Here is a 14807-nt window from a genome sequence, read left to right on the forward strand (position 1 = left end):
GGCGTGCCTCTTGGCTCTGCTTGTATAACCATTCATTTCAGCCCGGGTTTTGCTGTTGTTTCAGGCCCTACGCGTACACGATGTTAGTCAACTTCTGGTGGAACTCAAAAATGCTTCGAAAACAAGTCATATTCGATGAAATGCGCCTGAACCGGATTCGCATCTGGATGGACCGCTATGTTGAGCAGCGCAAATACGCGGGTTCGTCCTTTTTGCTGAAGCACAAGGGGGATGAGGTCTTTTTCCACTCCAGCGGCCTGCGAAATCTTGAACAGGACTTGCCGTTCCAACGCGACACGCTGGTGCGCATCTACTCGATGACCAAACCCGTCACGTCTGTTGCCTTGATGATGCTGGCGGAACGTGGGCTGTTTCACCTCGACGCGCCGCTGTCGGATTTCCTTCCCGAGTACAAACAGATGCAGGCTCTGGTACCCGGCGCGGACAAGCTGGATCAAACCGAGGACGCGGCAAGCCCGACCCTTCATCAGTTGCTGACCCATACCAGCGGTTTCAGCTATCCATTCAACCCCGGGATACTGCCGGAGGCGATGGATGAAAAGGACCTTATATTCAAACCAAATCAGGGCCTTCTGAACGATCGCGTACGTGAACTGGCAGAGTTACCCTTGGCTTTCCAGCCCGGAACACGGTGGGAATATTCGGTTGGAACCGATGTGCTTGGGCGCGTTGTCGAGGTCGTCTCGGGACAGACCCTGGAACAATTCTTCCGGCAGGAAATCTTGGCGCCCCTCGAGATGCGCGAAACCGGGTTTTCCGTGCCCGACGGGGCAGGGGACCGGTTCGCCTCGCTTTATACGCCGCTGGCCGGCGATGCGATGGCGTTGAATTCCGCGGATCAGGGAGGCGATACCTTGCGGCTGGTGGATGCCCACGAAGGTTCACCATTTGCGAATGCGACAACGTTCTCGGGCGGCGGCGGGCTGGTTTCCACAATCGATGACTATGTCAAATTCGTCGACATGCTTAGCAATCGCGGGTCCGGCAACGGGCATCAACTGCTTGGCCCGAAAACGGTGGACTTCATGATGCGCAACCACTTGCCGGGCGATATCGCTTCGATGGGACCAAAGAGCTTTGCGGAACAGCCCATGGAAGGCATGGGATTTGGCCTTGCAGGATCTATTGTCCTGAATCCGGGTCGGGTGCGCGTGCCCGGATCCGTTGGTGATTTCAGCTGGGGTGGCATGGCCTCGACCTATTTCTGGATCGACTGGCAGAACGATCTGACGGCTGTGTTCTTCACGCAATTGTCGCCGTCCAGTTCCTATCCATCCCGGGCTGAACTCAAGGCCTTGGTGCACGCCGCCATGATTGAATGATTTTGCCTAGGCTGATACCCGGGTTTCGATCAATTAGCCCATGAGCAGACAATGACCGAAGCGGAACGCATCTTACTGGACCTTCTGGATATCGAACGGCTTGAAGTCGATCTTTTCCGCGGCACAGGATCGGGTGGAGAAACACCGACCCGAATTTTCGGCGGTCAGGTCATTGCGCAGGCCCTGGCCGCGGCATACAGAACCGTGGAAGACCGGTTGTGCCATTCCCTGCACGCCTATTTCATCCGACCCGGGGATCCAGATAAACCTGTTATTTATCAGGTGGATAGGGCGCGTGACGGGGGGTCGTTCACAACCCGTCGCGTTGTTGCCATTCAAAATGGCAAGCAGATCCTGAATATGTCAGCTTCCTTTCACGTTCAGGATGAAGGTTGGGATCATCAGCATCCGATGCCAACCGTGAATCCTCCGCAGACATACCCATCACGTTCCGAGCTTCGACACGCATATATGGATCGCGTGCCCGAAGGTTCTCGCGGTGAGCTTCTGCGTGAACGCCCGATCGAAGTCCGCGAGGTGGACCATCTGGATCCGTTCAACCCCGAAGTGTCGGACGACCGCAATAAAACCTGGTTTCGCATGGCGGCTGCCGTGTCTGCAGACGCGAAAACTCAACATCTGCTTTTGGCCTATGCGTCAGATATGAACCTGATGTCGTCAGGTTTGCGACCGCACGGGCTGAGCTGGTTTTCCGGAGAGTTCAACGGCGCCAGTCTGGACCATGCCTTGTGGTTTCATGCACCCGTGAAATTTCAGAACTGGCATCTGTATGTGATGGATTCTCCGTGGACGGGGCAGGGACGCAGCTTCAATCGCGGATCGATCTATTCAGAAGACGGAACCCTGGTCGCGTCGGTGGCTCAGGAAGGTCTTATGAGGAAGGTTCAGAGAAAACGTTAAGTATCTGGCGTAAACTGTTGATTCAACTTTCGCATCCCGCCCAGCCAGCGATCGTAGTCAGCCGCTTTGAGTTGCAGATAATCCAAAACCTGCGGATGCGGAAGAACCAGAAATCGTTCTTCCCGGATGGCTTGTACGCAGGTTTCAGCGACGTCATCGGGCTCCAGCATTCCGTCGATCGATGCCACTGAAACCTCATGTCCTTCAGTCATTTTTGACCGAACCGCCTGAGGACAAAGAACCGAAACCCGCAGACCTTTGGCGCCATATGTCAGCGACAGCCACTCGGCAAATCCAACTGCCGCGTGTTTCGTGACACCGTATGGCGCCGCACCCGGTTGGTTCAGTAAACCCGCCGCAGAGGCCGTCGTCAGAATATATCCGCCGCCGCGACCGATCATACGAGGCACCAAATGGCGCGCGGTCCACACGTGCGACATCACGTTGATTTTCCAAATTTTTTCCCATTGATCATCGGGAACATCCAGACCGCCAAGCGTCAGGATGCCGGCATTTGCGCAGAACAGATCAATTGGGCCAACAGTATCTTCGGTGAAATCAATCAACGCCTTGATCTGTTCCTCATCCGAAACGTCACATGTGAACGCAACACCGCCAGTTTGGGTTGCGACTTCACGGGCTCCGGCTTCGTCAATATCCGAACAGATGACGCGCGCACCTTCCTGAGCAAAACGTTCCGCCAGACCCCGGCCAATGCCATCTGCTGCACCGGTCACGATGACAGTTTTATCTCTGAGCTCCATGGCGCATTCCAAATCAAGTTTTGCGTGTTCCGGGCAGAGTGTTCACTTTGCGGCCAAGTTACAAGTGATCGGTATTTACCATAATACCGATTATACGAATACAGATTACCGCCCGGGGTGCGCGCTACTTCCAAGTGCGACTCCTATTAGAAACCAATGGGTTATCTAATGAGGAGATCATGGCATGGGGACAGTGTATTCGCAACTCAGCATCGAAGAGCGCCGTAGAATTGAGCGCTGGAGGCACGCGGAAGTCCCTGTTCGAGAGATGGCACGTGTGTTGAAGCGCTCGAAAGCCACTATTCACAGAGAGATCAAGCGGAACTTCTTCTCGGATCCTTGTCTGCCGAAATGCGATGGCTACTACGGCGCGTCTGCGCATCGGAAAGCTGCGGATCGGCGCGCCCGGCAACGTAAACTGATCCGCCATCCCGAGTTGCGCAGGCGTGTCGTCGAGCGGCTGAAAAATGGCTGGACGCCTGAGCAGATCGGCAACCGAATGATCTATGAAGGCGCAAAGCTGCGCGTCTGTCAGGAAACAATCTACCGCTACATCTATTCCAGAGAAGGCATGGCCGACGAGCTCTGGTGGTATCTGCCCGAGCATCGAATGTATCGTCGGCCACGCCGCGCCAGAAAGCGCCAGCCCCCCAAGTTTGACCGTGATGTGAGCATCCTGTTTCGCCCGGATGACGTCGCACACAGACGCCAGTTCGGTCATTGGGAAGGTGATTTGATGCTGTTCAAACAGGCTTTTGGCCAGTCAAATGTCACGTCACTGGTCGAACGCGTCAGCCGGTTCACGGTGATGCTGAAGAACCCGAACAAGCGCACGAAGCCCGTGATGGGCAAGATCATGAAGGCGGTGCGCGACCTGCCCCATCTGGCACGGAAATCCATCACCTTCGACCGCGGCACCGGGTTCGTCAGCTGGCCACACCTTCAGGCCGAGATCGGGACGCAAACGTGGTTTTGCGATCCATCCTCTCCATGGCAAAAAGGCACCGTCGAAAACACCAACCGCAGGGTGAGGCGCTGGCTTCCCCGCAAGCGCGACATCACGGCAGTCTCAGATCATGAATTGAAAATGATCTGCGACCGCCTCAACGCAACGCCCAGAAAATGCCTGGGGTGGAAGACGCCCGCCGAGGTGTTCCGGGAAAAGATGTTGGAGGAAATGGGCCGAGCCCCCTACCCTCAAAGGCAATAGGAGTCGCAGTTCAGGTATCGCTCACACTTCAGAGATTGTGGGCACCTTCAAGCCCTTCGTTTTCCAAACATATCGGTGGACCCAATTGACTGGGGTACTGCAATACCCAATGGAGCATACCTGCTTTGGCAGATCCCGGGTTCCTCAGACTGCAATGTTCCGCAACCGCGATTGGCTTGTTTTGGGGGTTGATTGAGTGGTCGGGATTATTGATGTTCTCGACCCCGGTGCCCCTGCCCTTCGCTGGTCACCGTCCCACATGTCAGTGCCGTCAGAAAGCAAAGCTTCATAGCCTTTGCGCGACCTTGTTCATGGCGAGTTAGCACCACGGTCAACCATTCACACAACCGGCCGCAATAATGCGGCCGGCCTTTTGATCTTGCTGATGTCTGCGCAGAATCTCAAATTGGCGCCAATCGAACCGGTGCGGGACATTCAGTCGGTCTCGCCACACCCTTTCTGTACCGGCAGATCAGGCAGAGTTGCCGCACGTTTTTGCAAGGCCCGCCCGATGACCACACGGCTGATTTCCGTCGTCCCGTCCACGATCCGCAGCATTTGCGCAAGGCGGGACAAACGATCCAGACCGTAGGGCTGCAACAGCCCCGCACCACCCAGGACCTGCGTACAGGTGTTTGCAGCTTTCACGGCGGCATCGGGCACGAACCTTTTTGCATGGGCGGCCATCAAGGGGCCTTCGGGCGTGCCAAGGGAGTCTGCCGCCTTTCGGTAGAGAAGCTTTGAGGCTTCAAGGTCGGTTGCAACCTCGCCCAGCATCCACTGGATCCCGTCCAGATCAAGGTTCCTGCCGCCAAACATCTTGCGGTTCTTGGAATAGGACAACGCCGTATCCAGCGCGGATTGCATCAATCCACAACATCCCGAGGCAATCGAAACACGGGCAATGTCGATGGCCATGAGCGCGCCCTGTAAACCCTGACCAATGGGCAGGATGATGTTGGTTTCATCGACCACGACCTTGTCCATGTACATTTCGGCCAAGGGCAGGAAGTTGTAGGACGGGGTATCATAAAGCGGCCCAAAACTGAGGCCCGGTGCACCGGCGGGAATGGCGATCATCGCCATGTCCTTGTGGCCGGGTGCGTCGCTGGTCTTGACCACGGTGAAATAGATATCCGCCTCGGTCGCCAGGCTGACCCATGCCTTCGCGCCGCTGATCGTCCATGTGCCGTCGTCATTGACCACGGCGCGTGAATACATGTTTGTTGCGTCCGATCCGGATTGTGGTTCGGTCAGTGCAAAGTTCGCCAGCTTGCGTCCAGATGTCAGGTCCCGCGCCCACTTTTCCTTGAAGGCATCCGTGCCATAGCCGCAGCCCGCGAAGGTACAGATGTTGTGCATCGACAGCGCAAAAGCATATGCGCCATCGCCCTGTCCCAGTTGTTCATAAACCTGTATGCCTTCTGCCAGCGGCAAGGCCTGCCCGCCAAACTCTTCGGGGGCGTAGAGCCCCGTCAGACCAGCGGACCCGGCCTTGTCCGAAGCATCGCGCGGCCACTTCTTCGCGGCGTTCCAGGCATCCACATTGGGCAGGATCACCTGCTCGGCGTGGCCGCGTGCGGCTTGGAGTATGGTGGCGAGTTTGTCTGACATTGGCGGATCCTTTCACGACGGTCATTCTCAGATGGCGCCACAACCGGGAAGCCATGGATGAGCGGGATGATGAGTTTTGGAGGGCAAAACTTCCGATAAGAAGTTTTATCTACAACAAGATCTAGCGAGCCTGCCCGCTGGGGACCATCTCGTGCAATGACAGATCATTGTCCAAAAGTGACAAATCGGGCACCCTACATTTGCACCCTGCGGTATGAGCTTGGCGTGCTTCCCGTCCAACGCTGAAAGGCCCGGTGGAAATTGGCCGCCGACGAAAAACCGACATCATGTGCGATGGCTTCAACGCTTTTGCGCCCCGCCTGAAGATCACGGATAGCGATGTCACGCCGCAGGGCATCCTTGATGGCCTGAAACGATGTACCATCCGCATGCAGCCTGCGGATCAGGGTGCGGGGGGTCATGTGCATTGCGGATGCCGTCTGGGTCAGGGTTGCCGCATCCCATCCCGATTGGACCAGATAGGTGCGCACCCGCAGCGATTGAGTGTGCTCTCGCGAACTGGTAAAGATCCAGTCTCGGGGCGCGTTTTGCAAAAATCTGTCAAGGTCATTTGTGCTGCGCGCCTGCATCGGACCCAGCGCATTCGGATCGAACGAAATCGCTGTGGCACCTTGGCCGAACCGCAGCGGTGCCGGAAAGATGACCGCGTAATCCTGATCAAAGTCGGGGCGCTCAAACACGAAATCGACAGCCTTGACCGGAACTTCGTGCCCCGCCAGCCAAGACATGAGCCCGTGGGCAAGTTTGAGTATCAGCATGTGCCCGAACCGCTGAACCTGGGCCGCGCCCCGTGGCTTCAGGGTAAGCACCAACATGTTGTCGGCGTCATCCAGATCAAACCGATAGTCATCCAGCAACAAGTTCCAGAAGGTCGAAAAGCGATAAAGTGCCGATGAAAGAGACGTAGCTTCCCGGACTGTCGTCAAAAGATGTTGCAGGGCTCTCGGCCGGATCGGGCGGCTCCAAAGCCCCATCATCTCATCACCGGTCTCAACTGCGGCAAGTTGATAGAGACATACGATTTGATCCAACGTGACGCGACCATGTGGGTGACGCGTATCCGCGACCATACCCGACCGGCCGAGAAGCGACGCCATCTGAGCCTCGGGGCATAGCGTACGCAATGCCGCCAACCAGTCATCGATAAACTGGCTGGAAACCGTGGACAGGATCGTTGGCGCGACATTGGTCATGACGTGCAAGGAGGTATCACCAATTCCGGTCGGGATGAAACACGGCACTTTCAGATGGCGGATCGTCAATGTCTTCACCAAACAACGCTCTGGTTGAGCTTATTTCAGTGGGCTGTCGCCCCTGTTCGCCGCACCGGTCATCGAATATTGCTGTGCGGTGGCGTGCAGAGCTTTTGTTTGCATCGGCAAGCAATCTTGCGGATGTACTGGGCTCTCTTTTGGCTCGGGGCGTCCAATGCCCCAAATCCCGGGCTGTAAACGGCCAAAATTTAATCAGTCGGGCTTTGATAATGAGCAGCTGAGAGGCTGGCACAGGCACCAATTCCAGAACACCGCAAAAATAAATAGCAATTTTTTTGAATACTTTTACCATGTGGTCAAATTAGGGGGCGGATGAATGTTTGACATCATCATCAGAAAGGCCAGCTTGCCGGATGGCCGCGAACCGGTGGATATTGCGATCAAGGACGACCGTGTTGCGGAGATTGCCGCTGACATCACGGGGGAGGCGCGCGAAGAAATTGATGCAACGGGCCGCCTGGTTTCACCTCCGTTCGTCGACCCGCACTTCCATATGGACGCCACCCTGAGCCTCGGGTTGCCACGTATGAATGTTTCGGGCACGCTTTTGGAGGGCATCGCGCTTTGGGGAGAACTGAAGCCCCTTCTGACGCCCGAAGCGGTGATCGAGCGGGCCATGCGATATTGCGATCTGGCCGTGTCGCAGGGATTGCTGGCCATCCGTTCGCATGTGGATGTTTCGTCAACTCCGTTGGTGGGTGTCGCAGCTTTGCTGGAAGTGCGCAAGCAGGTTGCCCCCTATATTGACCTGCAATTGGTGGCATTCCCGCAAGATGGACTGTATCGCGCGGAAAATGCAGAGAAAAATCTGATCCGGGCGCTCGATATGGGGGTCGATGTGGTGGGCGGCATCCCGCATTTTGAACGCACGATGTCGGAAGGCGCCCGATCGGTCACCAGGCTGGCCGAAATTGCCGCGGATCGCGGCCTGATGCTGGACCTGCACTGTGATGAAAGCGACGATCCGATGTCGCGCCATGTGGAAACCCTCGCCTATGAGACCACGCGCCTCGGGCTCGGGGGACGTGTGACTGCAAGCCACGTCACCGCGATGCATTCATACGACAATTACTATGCCTCGAAGCTTGTTCCGCTGATCGCGGAAAGCGGCATGAACGTCGTGCCGAACCCGCTTATCAATATCACGCTGCAAGGCCGCTCGGACACTTATCCGCGCCGCCGTGGCCTGACACGCGTACCAGAATTGCGTGCAGCAGGTGTGAACGTTTCCTTCGGGCAGGATTGCACCATGGATCCATGGTATTCTCTTGGGTCCGCCGACATGCTGGAAGTGGCCCATATGGGCGTGCATGCGGTGCCGATGACATCCCGCGAAGCGATGGAATGGGCTTTCACATCCGTTACCCAGAACGGTGCCAAGACCATGGGTCTGCCTGACCCGACAATTCGCAAAGGCGGCCCAGCCAACATGGTTGTGCTGCAAGCGCGTGACCAGATTGAAGCTGTTCGCATGAAAGCCACACGTCTTGCCGTCATCAAAAACGGCAAGGTGCTGGCGCGCACCGAACCAAGACTGGCCGCGCTTTCCCTGCCCGGTCGCCCCTCGACCCTGGATCCCGCGGATTACGCGCCGAGGCCCAATATTCAGGAAGACCAAGAACAACAATAATTGCCACCAACAGAAGAGGATACTCCGATGAAACTCACCACTACACGTCGTCAACTGATGGTCGGCGCCGCGGCCACGCTGGCCCTGCCGGCTTATATCCGCCGCGCCAATGCACAATCTGCGATCCGCGTCGCTGGCGTGCATATGTCTCCGGTCGAAAATGCATGGAACAGCCGGATCCACGTGGCGATGCAGGAAGCCGCCGAGGCTGGTCTGATCGAATATGAGTTTTCAGAGGGTGTGGCTCCGACCGACTATCCCCGTGCGATGCGCGAATATGCCGAAGGCGGCGCTCAAATCATTTGGGGCGAGTCCTACGCGGTGGAACGCGAAGCACGCGAAGTGGCTGGTGACTACCCCGATACCGCGTTTTTGATGGGGTCCTCCGGCGGACCGGAGGGCGACAATTTTGGTGTCTTCGGCACCCGCAACCACGAGGCGGCCTATTTGGCCGGAATGCTTGCCGGCCGAATGTCGGAAAGCAATGTCTATGGTTCGGTCGGCGGTTATCCGATCCCCGAGGTGAACCTGCTGATCAATGCTTTCCGGATGGGCGTCAGTGAAGTGAACCCTGACGCCACTTTCCTTAACGGTTTCATCGGAGCATGGTTTGATCCGGCTCGCGCGCAGGAAGCCGCGATTGCCCAGATCGATGCGGGTGCGGACATCCTGTTTGGTGAACGCATTGGCACCGCAGATGCCGCTCAGGCGCGCGGCGTGAAGGCGATCGGTTCACTGATAGATTATACGCCGCGCTATCCCGGCACGGTCTTTGCCAACGCGATATGGAACTATGGGCCAACCATCGAAGCCATCGTGGCGGATGTTCAGGCCGGCAATCCCACCGGGCGCAATTATACCGAATATTCCTTCATGGCTCATGGCGGCAATGAGCTGATCTATGTCGCCGACGAAGTGCCTGCCGACGCCATCCCTGCGATGGAGGCCAAACAGGCCGCGATCCAATCCGGCGAATGGGACGTTCCGATCGACGAAAGCGAACCCTCCTGATCCCGGCGGCTTTGACGTGACCGACGCCACGGCTCTTGCTGCTGCCGTTTCTGCGGGGCAGATCACTGCCACCGATGCGATGGAAGCAAGTCTTTCTGCCTGCCACGCGCAGGCGGATTTGGGGGCTGTGGCATTTCTGGACGAAGACATGGCTCTCGCCGGGGCGAGGGCAGCAGACGCATTGCCATCTGACCAACGGGGTCCGTTTCATGGGGTTCCGTTTTTGGTGAAAGACCTCGGTGGTTTCGCAAAAGGACTACCCGCTGCGGCCGGATCCGCAGCAATCCGCGCGCAAGGGCTAAAACCCGAAACTGACAGCTGCCTGCTGCATGAATTGCGCCAGACCGGCCTTATCCCTTTTGGCGTGTCGGCAACACCGCCATTCGGCCTTTCCCTGACATGTGAACCAGATGGCATGGCTGCGGCCCGCAATCCGTGGAATCCCGCGTTGACGCCCGGTGGCTCATCTGGCGGCGCCGCGGCTGCGGTTGCAGGCGGCATCGTCGCCATTGCTCATGCCACGGACGCGGCCGGATCCATCAGAGTACCTGCCGCGTGCTGCGGCTTGACCGGGCTCAAGCCGTCACGTGGTGCGGTGCCCGGAGGCCCTGATTTTACCAATCACCTGATGGGGATAGCGTCAGAACTGGTTCTGGCACGGTCCGTTCGCGATGTGGAAACCGCCTTTCAAGCCGTAGCCCAGCCCATGGCCCCGGTATATCCGGCGGACCGCCCCCGCATTGCATTGGCACTGCCCGAGCGTTGCGGAACTGACCAGTGCAAAGCCGCCAAGGATGCGGCTGACACTCTGCGCGATGCAGGCTGCGAGGTGTATGACATTTGTACCCCGGACGAGATGGGGGCCGAGGCTCATGCAATTGCACGCACGATACTGGCTGTTTCGCTGGCCGAGTGGCTCATTGCACTCAGGATATCTGATGACCAGGTTCCACCGCTTGCCGCCGCCATGGCTGCCGAGGGCCGTGCCACATCTGCCACCGCGCTTTTTGCGGCCACACGGCAGCTTGCTCGTCTGACATATCGTGCTCGCAAGATTTTCAGTTCTGTCGATGCTGTCCTGATGCCGGTCCTATCGTCTGCACCGCCCGTTATTGGCAGTTTGGATCTGTCTGGCGGCTCCGCAGATGAACACATGGCGCGGCTGGAGGCCTTTGCCCCGAACGCAGCGCTTGCCAATGTTGCAGGCTTGCCGGCTTTGGCATTGCCTTTTGGTATGGCAAATGGCCTGCCAATCGGTGTGCAACTGATGGGACCACCCGGCTCGGATGTTGCGCTGCTGAAACTTGGGGCTCTGATCGAGGCGCGTGCGCCCGAACTTACCTTTCCGTCTCCAATCGCAGGCCTGCCCACATGAACAAGGTTCTGGAACTTCACGGCATAACAAAGCGTTTTGGAACGCTTACCGCCAATGATGATGTGACCCTGTCATTGGCCCAGGGTGAAATCCTTGCATTGTTGGGTGAAAATGGCGCAGGCAAAACGACGCTGATGAACATCCTGTTCGGCCATTACGCGGCAGACGAAGGCTCTGTCAGGGTGTTTGGCAAAGCGTTGCCTCCGGGTCTGCCCCGCGCAGCGATCGAGGTGGGTGTGGGCATGGTACACCAGCACTTTACGCTTGCGGGCAACCTAACGGTTCTTGAAAACGTCATGCTGGGTTCAGAACCCCTGACACGCGCACGGTCCGTGCGTGGCGAAGCGCGTGCAAAGTTGTTGCAGATCGCGGATCGGTTTGGTCTGCCCGTGAACCCCGACGACAGGATCAAGTCCCTTTCCGTGGGTGAACGTCAACGCGTCGAAATTCTGAAAGCGCTGTACCGAGACGCGCGCATACTGATCCTGGATGAACCCACGGCCGTTCTGGCCCGGCCCGAGGCAATGCACCTGTTCGAGACGCTGCGCGACATGACGAAAGAGGGTCTGTCGCTTATCTTCATCAGTCACAAACTGCATGAGGTCATGGCGGCCTCTGACCGTGTGGCCGTTCTTCGTGGCGGTAGGTTGGTCGCGGAACGCAGGACTTCGGAAACCACCCCCGGAGAGTTGGCGGAACTGATGGTTGGCCGCAAAGTGGAACGACCCGTTCGTCAAGACCACGAGATTGGCGCGCCGGTTCTGGTCGCAAACGACGTGCGCGTGGAAGAAGACGGTGAATTGCGGCTGGATGACGTGTCATTCACTGTCCACGCTGGCGAGATCCTTGGTATCGTCGGCGTATCAGGCAATGGTCAGGCCTCGCTTGGCGGGCTGTTGTCTGGATTGATCCACCCCAGCGCCGGGCAGTTGACACTGCTGAACAAGGATATCGGCCATCTGGGCCCGCGCGGCATGATCCAGGCTGGCGCTGGCAGGGTACCGGAAGACCGCCATGCAGAAGGTGTCGTGGGTGAATTGAGCCTGTGGGAAAATGCAGTTCTTGAACGTCTGCGCACACCGGAGTTTTCGCGCCGAGGCTTTGTCCGACAACGCGCCGCCCGAGAATACACCGCAGGGCTTATCGAACGATTTGATATCCGAGGGGCCAGTCCCGACACGCGCACACGGCTGCTGTCTGGCGGCAACATGCAAAAGCTGATCCTGGGGCGGGTCCTGACCAACGGACCGCGTTTCGTGCTGGCCAACCAGCCGACGCGGGGCCTTGATGAAGGGGCAATTGCCGCAGTTCATGCCGAGCTTCTGGCCGCGCGGGCCGAGGGTGCTGCGATCCTGCTTATTTCAGAAGAACTTGAAGAAGCCGTAGCTCTTTCAGACCGGATTCAGGCCATCGTAAAGGGTCGATTGTCGAAACCGATATCCGCTGATGAGGCTGACCCGCAACGCCTTGGCCTGATGATGGCAGGTGTCTGGAAGGAAGATGATGATGCGGCTTGAACGACGCACATATGTACCGCTGTACCTTGTGGTCGTTGCGCCGCTGGCCGCGGTCTTTACCGCGCTGTTATTGGCTTCGGGTCTAATCGCAGCGGCAGGTGTGAACCCGCTGACTGCCTATGGTGAAATGCTGACCGGCGCCCTTGGTTCGCGCCTTTCGATCACCGAGATGCTGACCCGCGCCACGCCGCTGATATTTACCGGGCTGGCCGCGGCCGTCGCCTTTCGGGCGCGTCTTTGGAACATCGGCGGCGAGGGGCAGTTCTTTGTCGGCGCACTGATTACCGCCTGGATCGGGCATTCTCTCGGGGTTCCCGGGTGGATCGGTATACCGATTTTGATGCTGGCGGGCATGGCGGCGGGTGCAGCCCTGTTGGCGGGCCCCGCTTATTTGCGCCTGCGTTTCGGGGTGGATGAGGTGGTGACGACCCTGCTGCTCAACTTCATTGTGATCCTTTTCGTCGGCCTCATGATCGAGGGTCCGATGCGCGATCCGATGGCCTTTGGCTGGCCTTCCTCAGTGCCCGTGAGCGCAGAGTACCGCCTGCCGGATCTTATTCCCCGCACGCGCCTTCATATCGGGTTGCTTTTTGCCATCGCGGCAGCAGGTGTTGTTTGGCTGATCCTGGCCCGCACGGTTTTTGGGGCTGAAACACGCGCCGCAGGCTTGAACGCCGGTGCCGCCGCCTTTGCCGGAATTTCCCTTCCCAGAACGATCATGGGTGTGGCCCTGCTTTCAGGCGCTTTGGCAGGGCTGGCAGGATCCGTCGAAGTCATGGGCGTCACAGCCGGGGTCACCACGACCATGAGCCCCGGATTCGGATATGCCGGCATCGTCGTCGCAATGCTGGCCGCGTTGCATCCGGCGGGTGTGGTCGCCGCCGCGATTTTCGTCGCCACCGTCTTTGTCGGGGCCGACGCCATGAGCCGCGCAACCGGCGTTCCCAGCTTCATTGCCGACGTGATCGTGGCGCTCTGCCTGCTCACCATGATCGTGGCCCTTCTTTTCACAACTTACCGGGTGCGTCGATGAGTGATGCAATTGAACTGCTGCTGAACACCAGCCTCTGGGCGTCCGTGCTGCGCATTGCAACGCCGCTTATTTTCGGAGTCCTCGGCGCGTTGCTCTGTGAACGTTCGGGTGTTCTCAATCTGGGGATCGAGGGGATCATGACCATGGGCGCGATGAGCGGTTGGCTTGCCGTCTACATGGGCGCGCCCTTGCTGGTTGGCCTGATGATCGCGGCACTTTGCGGCGCGATGTTGGGATTGCTGCACGCCATGCTGACGGTCCCGCTTGGATTGTCGCAACATGTCTCGGGGCTTGGCATCACGCTGTTTGCATCCGCGCTGGCCTACTACCTTTACCGGTTGCTTGTCGAAGTGGGCGATTTGCCCCCGACGATAGAACCTTTCCAACCACTCGATGTTCCGGGTGTTTCCGATATCCCCATTCTGGGTCCGATCCTGTTTTCCCACGCTCTGCCGACCTACCTCGCTCTGTTTGCGGTGGCTGTGATGGCCTACGTCCTTGCCCGGACACCGCTGGGGCTGGCCATTCGCATGACCGGTGAAAACCCGCACGCGGTTGAGGCGCAGGGGCTGAACCCCATTCGCATTCGCATTGGTGCAGTGGTCGTCGGATCAGCGTTGATGGCAGTGGGCGGCGCGTTCCTGACGACAACGGCGTTCAACAGTTTCTTCCCGGGCATGGTTCAAGGACGCGGTTGGATCTGCATCGCGCTGGTTGTGTTCGCAAGTTGGCGACCGGGCAAGGCGTTGATCGGTGCCGTGCTGTTTGCATTTTTCGATGCATACCAGCTGCGGCTGCAAACGTCGATTGAAGGCGTGCCATATCAACTCTTCCTGATGGCGCCCTATGTGCTTTCCATCGTCGCGCTCGTTCTCGTCGCCCGCAGGGCCGAGGTGCCTGCCGCGCTGATGGCACCCTATCGGCGCGGTGAACGTTAGGATCAGGGTTCACAACCAGTGGATGACTGGTCGTTGCAAGCGAGAAAGGGGGCAGGACTTACATAACACATCGCTCATGCCGGTTTGCGGAGTTGGTGCCCGTCCCTTTCATGTTGGGGGGACTTTGAGCCAACACCTTGGGCAAGAAGCCATTGA

13 protein-coding genes are annotated in these 14807 nt (G+C 58.2%); 9 read left to right on the forward strand and 4 right to left on the reverse strand.

What is annotated here, in order from left to right:
* Nucleotides 1–110 precede the first annotated feature (110 nt).
* The gene (locus GOW60_RS07300; RefSeq protein ID WP_171228762.1) at nucleotides 111–1343 is read left to right on the forward strand and encodes a serine hydrolase; all 1233 of its coding nucleotides are present in this window, start codon (nucleotides 111–113) and stop codon (nucleotides 1341–1343) included.
* A gap of 51 nt (nucleotides 1344–1394) precedes the next feature.
* The gene (locus GOW60_RS07305; RefSeq protein ID WP_171228763.1) at nucleotides 1395–2264 is read left to right on the forward strand and encodes an acyl-CoA thioesterase II; all 870 of its coding nucleotides are present in this window, start codon (nucleotides 1395–1397) and stop codon (nucleotides 2262–2264) included.
* On the opposite strand, the gene GOW60_RS07310 is transcribed toward GOW60_RS07305, so the two are convergent.
* Entirely contained in the window at nucleotides 2261–3028 is a 768-nt protein-coding gene (locus GOW60_RS07310; protein ID WP_171228764.1) for an SDR family oxidoreductase, read from the reverse strand. The two genes, GOW60_RS07305 and GOW60_RS07310, sit on opposite strands and share 4 nt — an antisense overlap.
* 184 nt (nucleotides 3029–3212) lie before the next feature.
* Here GOW60_RS07310 and GOW60_RS07315 point away from each other — a divergent pair, with 184 nt between their 5' ends.
* Nucleotides 3213–4238: an IS30 family transposase gene (locus GOW60_RS07315; protein WP_171228765.1), complete on the forward strand. Its 1026-nt coding sequence runs from the start codon at nucleotides 3213–3215 to the stop codon at nucleotides 4236–4238.
* 435 nt (nucleotides 4239–4673) lie between these two features.
* On the opposite strand, the gene GOW60_RS07320 is transcribed toward GOW60_RS07315, so the two are convergent.
* From GOW60_RS07320 to GOW60_RS07330, 3 genes are all read right to left on the reverse strand, one after another.
* Nucleotides 4674–5852, reverse strand: coding sequence for an acyl-CoA dehydrogenase family protein (locus tag GOW60_RS07320; protein WP_171228766.1), 1179 nt, complete (start codon nucleotides 5850–5852; stop codon nucleotides 4674–4676).
* A 194-nt stretch (nucleotides 5853–6046) separates the two neighbouring features.
* Complete coding sequence (locus tag GOW60_RS07325; protein WP_171228886.1) at nucleotides 6047–7066, reverse strand: AraC family transcriptional regulator; 1020 nt, start codon at nucleotides 7064–7066, stop codon at nucleotides 6047–6049.
* A 16-nt stretch (nucleotides 7067–7082) separates the two neighbouring features.
* The gene (locus GOW60_RS07330) at nucleotides 7083–7439 is read right to left on the reverse strand and encodes a hypothetical protein (RefSeq protein WP_171228767.1); all 357 of its coding nucleotides are present in this window, start codon (nucleotides 7437–7439) and stop codon (nucleotides 7083–7085) included.
* Nucleotides 7440–7463: 24 nt separating this feature from the next.
* Here GOW60_RS07330 and GOW60_RS07335 point away from each other — a divergent pair, with 24 nt between their 5' ends.
* From GOW60_RS07335 to GOW60_RS07360, 6 genes are read left to right on the forward strand one after another with little or no spacing between them, the layout of a single operon-like run.
* Complete coding sequence (locus GOW60_RS07335; RefSeq protein WP_171228768.1) at nucleotides 7464–8777, forward strand: amidohydrolase family protein; 1314 nt, start codon at nucleotides 7464–7466, stop codon at nucleotides 8775–8777.
* A gap of 27 nt (nucleotides 8778–8804) precedes the next feature.
* Complete coding sequence (locus GOW60_RS07340) at nucleotides 8805–9788, forward strand: BMP family protein (protein WP_171228769.1); 984 nt, start codon at nucleotides 8805–8807, stop codon at nucleotides 9786–9788.
* Nucleotides 9789–9804: 16 nt separating this feature from the next.
* Nucleotides 9805–11163 carry an amidase gene (locus tag GOW60_RS07345; RefSeq protein ID WP_171228770.1) on the forward strand — a complete coding sequence of 453 codons (1359 nt, stop codon included), beginning with the start codon at nucleotides 9805–9807 and terminating at the stop codon, nucleotides 11161–11163.
* Nucleotides 11160–12680 carry an ABC transporter ATP-binding protein gene (locus GOW60_RS07350; RefSeq protein WP_171228771.1) on the forward strand — a complete coding sequence of 507 codons (1521 nt, stop codon included), beginning with the start codon at nucleotides 11160–11162 and terminating at the stop codon, nucleotides 12678–12680. Before GOW60_RS07345 ends, GOW60_RS07350 begins: the two co-directional genes overlap by 4 nt.
* Nucleotides 12670–13713, forward strand: coding sequence for an ABC transporter permease (locus GOW60_RS07355; protein WP_171228772.1), 1044 nt, complete (start codon nucleotides 12670–12672; stop codon nucleotides 13711–13713). Before GOW60_RS07350 ends, GOW60_RS07355 begins: the two co-directional genes overlap by 11 nt.
* Nucleotides 13710–14651: an ABC transporter permease gene (locus tag GOW60_RS07360; RefSeq protein ID WP_171228773.1), complete on the forward strand. Its 942-nt coding sequence runs from the start codon at nucleotides 13710–13712 to the stop codon at nucleotides 14649–14651. The genes GOW60_RS07355 and GOW60_RS07360 overlap by 4 nt, the downstream gene beginning before the upstream one ends.
* The last annotated feature ends 156 nt before the right edge of the window (nucleotides 14652–14807 follow it).

Origin of the sequence: Ruegeria sp. HKCCA4008 (assembly GCF_013033125.1) — a bacterium.
Classification (GTDB): Bacteria; Pseudomonadota; Alphaproteobacteria; order Rhodobacterales; family Rhodobacteraceae; genus Ruegeria.

What these genes read in the sequence shown, in the direction of transcription:
- GOW60_RS07320 (WP_171228766.1), bottom strand. Translation starts at nt 5,852, where the DNA reads ATGTCAGACAAACTCGCCACCATACTCCAAGCCGCACGCGGCCACGCC.
- GOW60_RS07300 (WP_171228762.1), top strand. Translation starts at nt 111, where the DNA reads ATGCTTCGAAAACAAGTCATATTCGATGAAATGCGCCTGAACCGGATT.
- GOW60_RS07305 (WP_171228763.1), top strand. Translation starts at nt 1,395, where the DNA reads ATGACCGAAGCGGAACGCATCTTACTGGACCTTCTGGATATCGAACGG.
- GOW60_RS07355 (WP_171228772.1), top strand. Translation starts at nt 12,670, where the DNA reads ATGCGGCTTGAACGACGCACATATGTACCGCTGTACCTTGTGGTCGTT.
- GOW60_RS07360 (WP_171228773.1), top strand. Translation starts at nt 13,710, where the DNA reads ATGAGTGATGCAATTGAACTGCTGCTGAACACCAGCCTCTGGGCGTCC.
- GOW60_RS07350 (WP_171228771.1), top strand. Translation starts at nt 11,160, where the DNA reads ATGAACAAGGTTCTGGAACTTCACGGCATAACAAAGCGTTTTGGAACG.
- GOW60_RS07340 (WP_171228769.1), top strand. Translation starts at nt 8,805, where the DNA reads ATGAAACTCACCACTACACGTCGTCAACTGATGGTCGGCGCCGCGGCC.
- GOW60_RS07310 (WP_171228764.1), bottom strand. Translation starts at nt 3,028, where the DNA reads ATGGAGCTCAGAGATAAAACTGTCATCGTGACCGGTGCAGCAGATGGC.
- GOW60_RS07335 (WP_171228768.1), top strand. Translation starts at nt 7,464, where the DNA reads ATGTTTGACATCATCATCAGAAAGGCCAGCTTGCCGGATGGCCGCGAA.
- GOW60_RS07315 (WP_171228765.1), top strand. Translation starts at nt 3,213, where the DNA reads ATGGGGACAGTGTATTCGCAACTCAGCATCGAAGAGCGCCGTAGAATT.
- GOW60_RS07325 (WP_171228886.1), bottom strand. Translation starts at nt 7,066, where the DNA reads ATGACCAATGTCGCGCCAACGATCCTGTCCACGGTTTCCAGCCAGTTT.
- GOW60_RS07330 (WP_171228767.1), bottom strand. Translation starts at nt 7,439, where the DNA reads ATGGTAAAAGTATTCAAAAAAATTGCTATTTATTTTTGCGGTGTTCTG.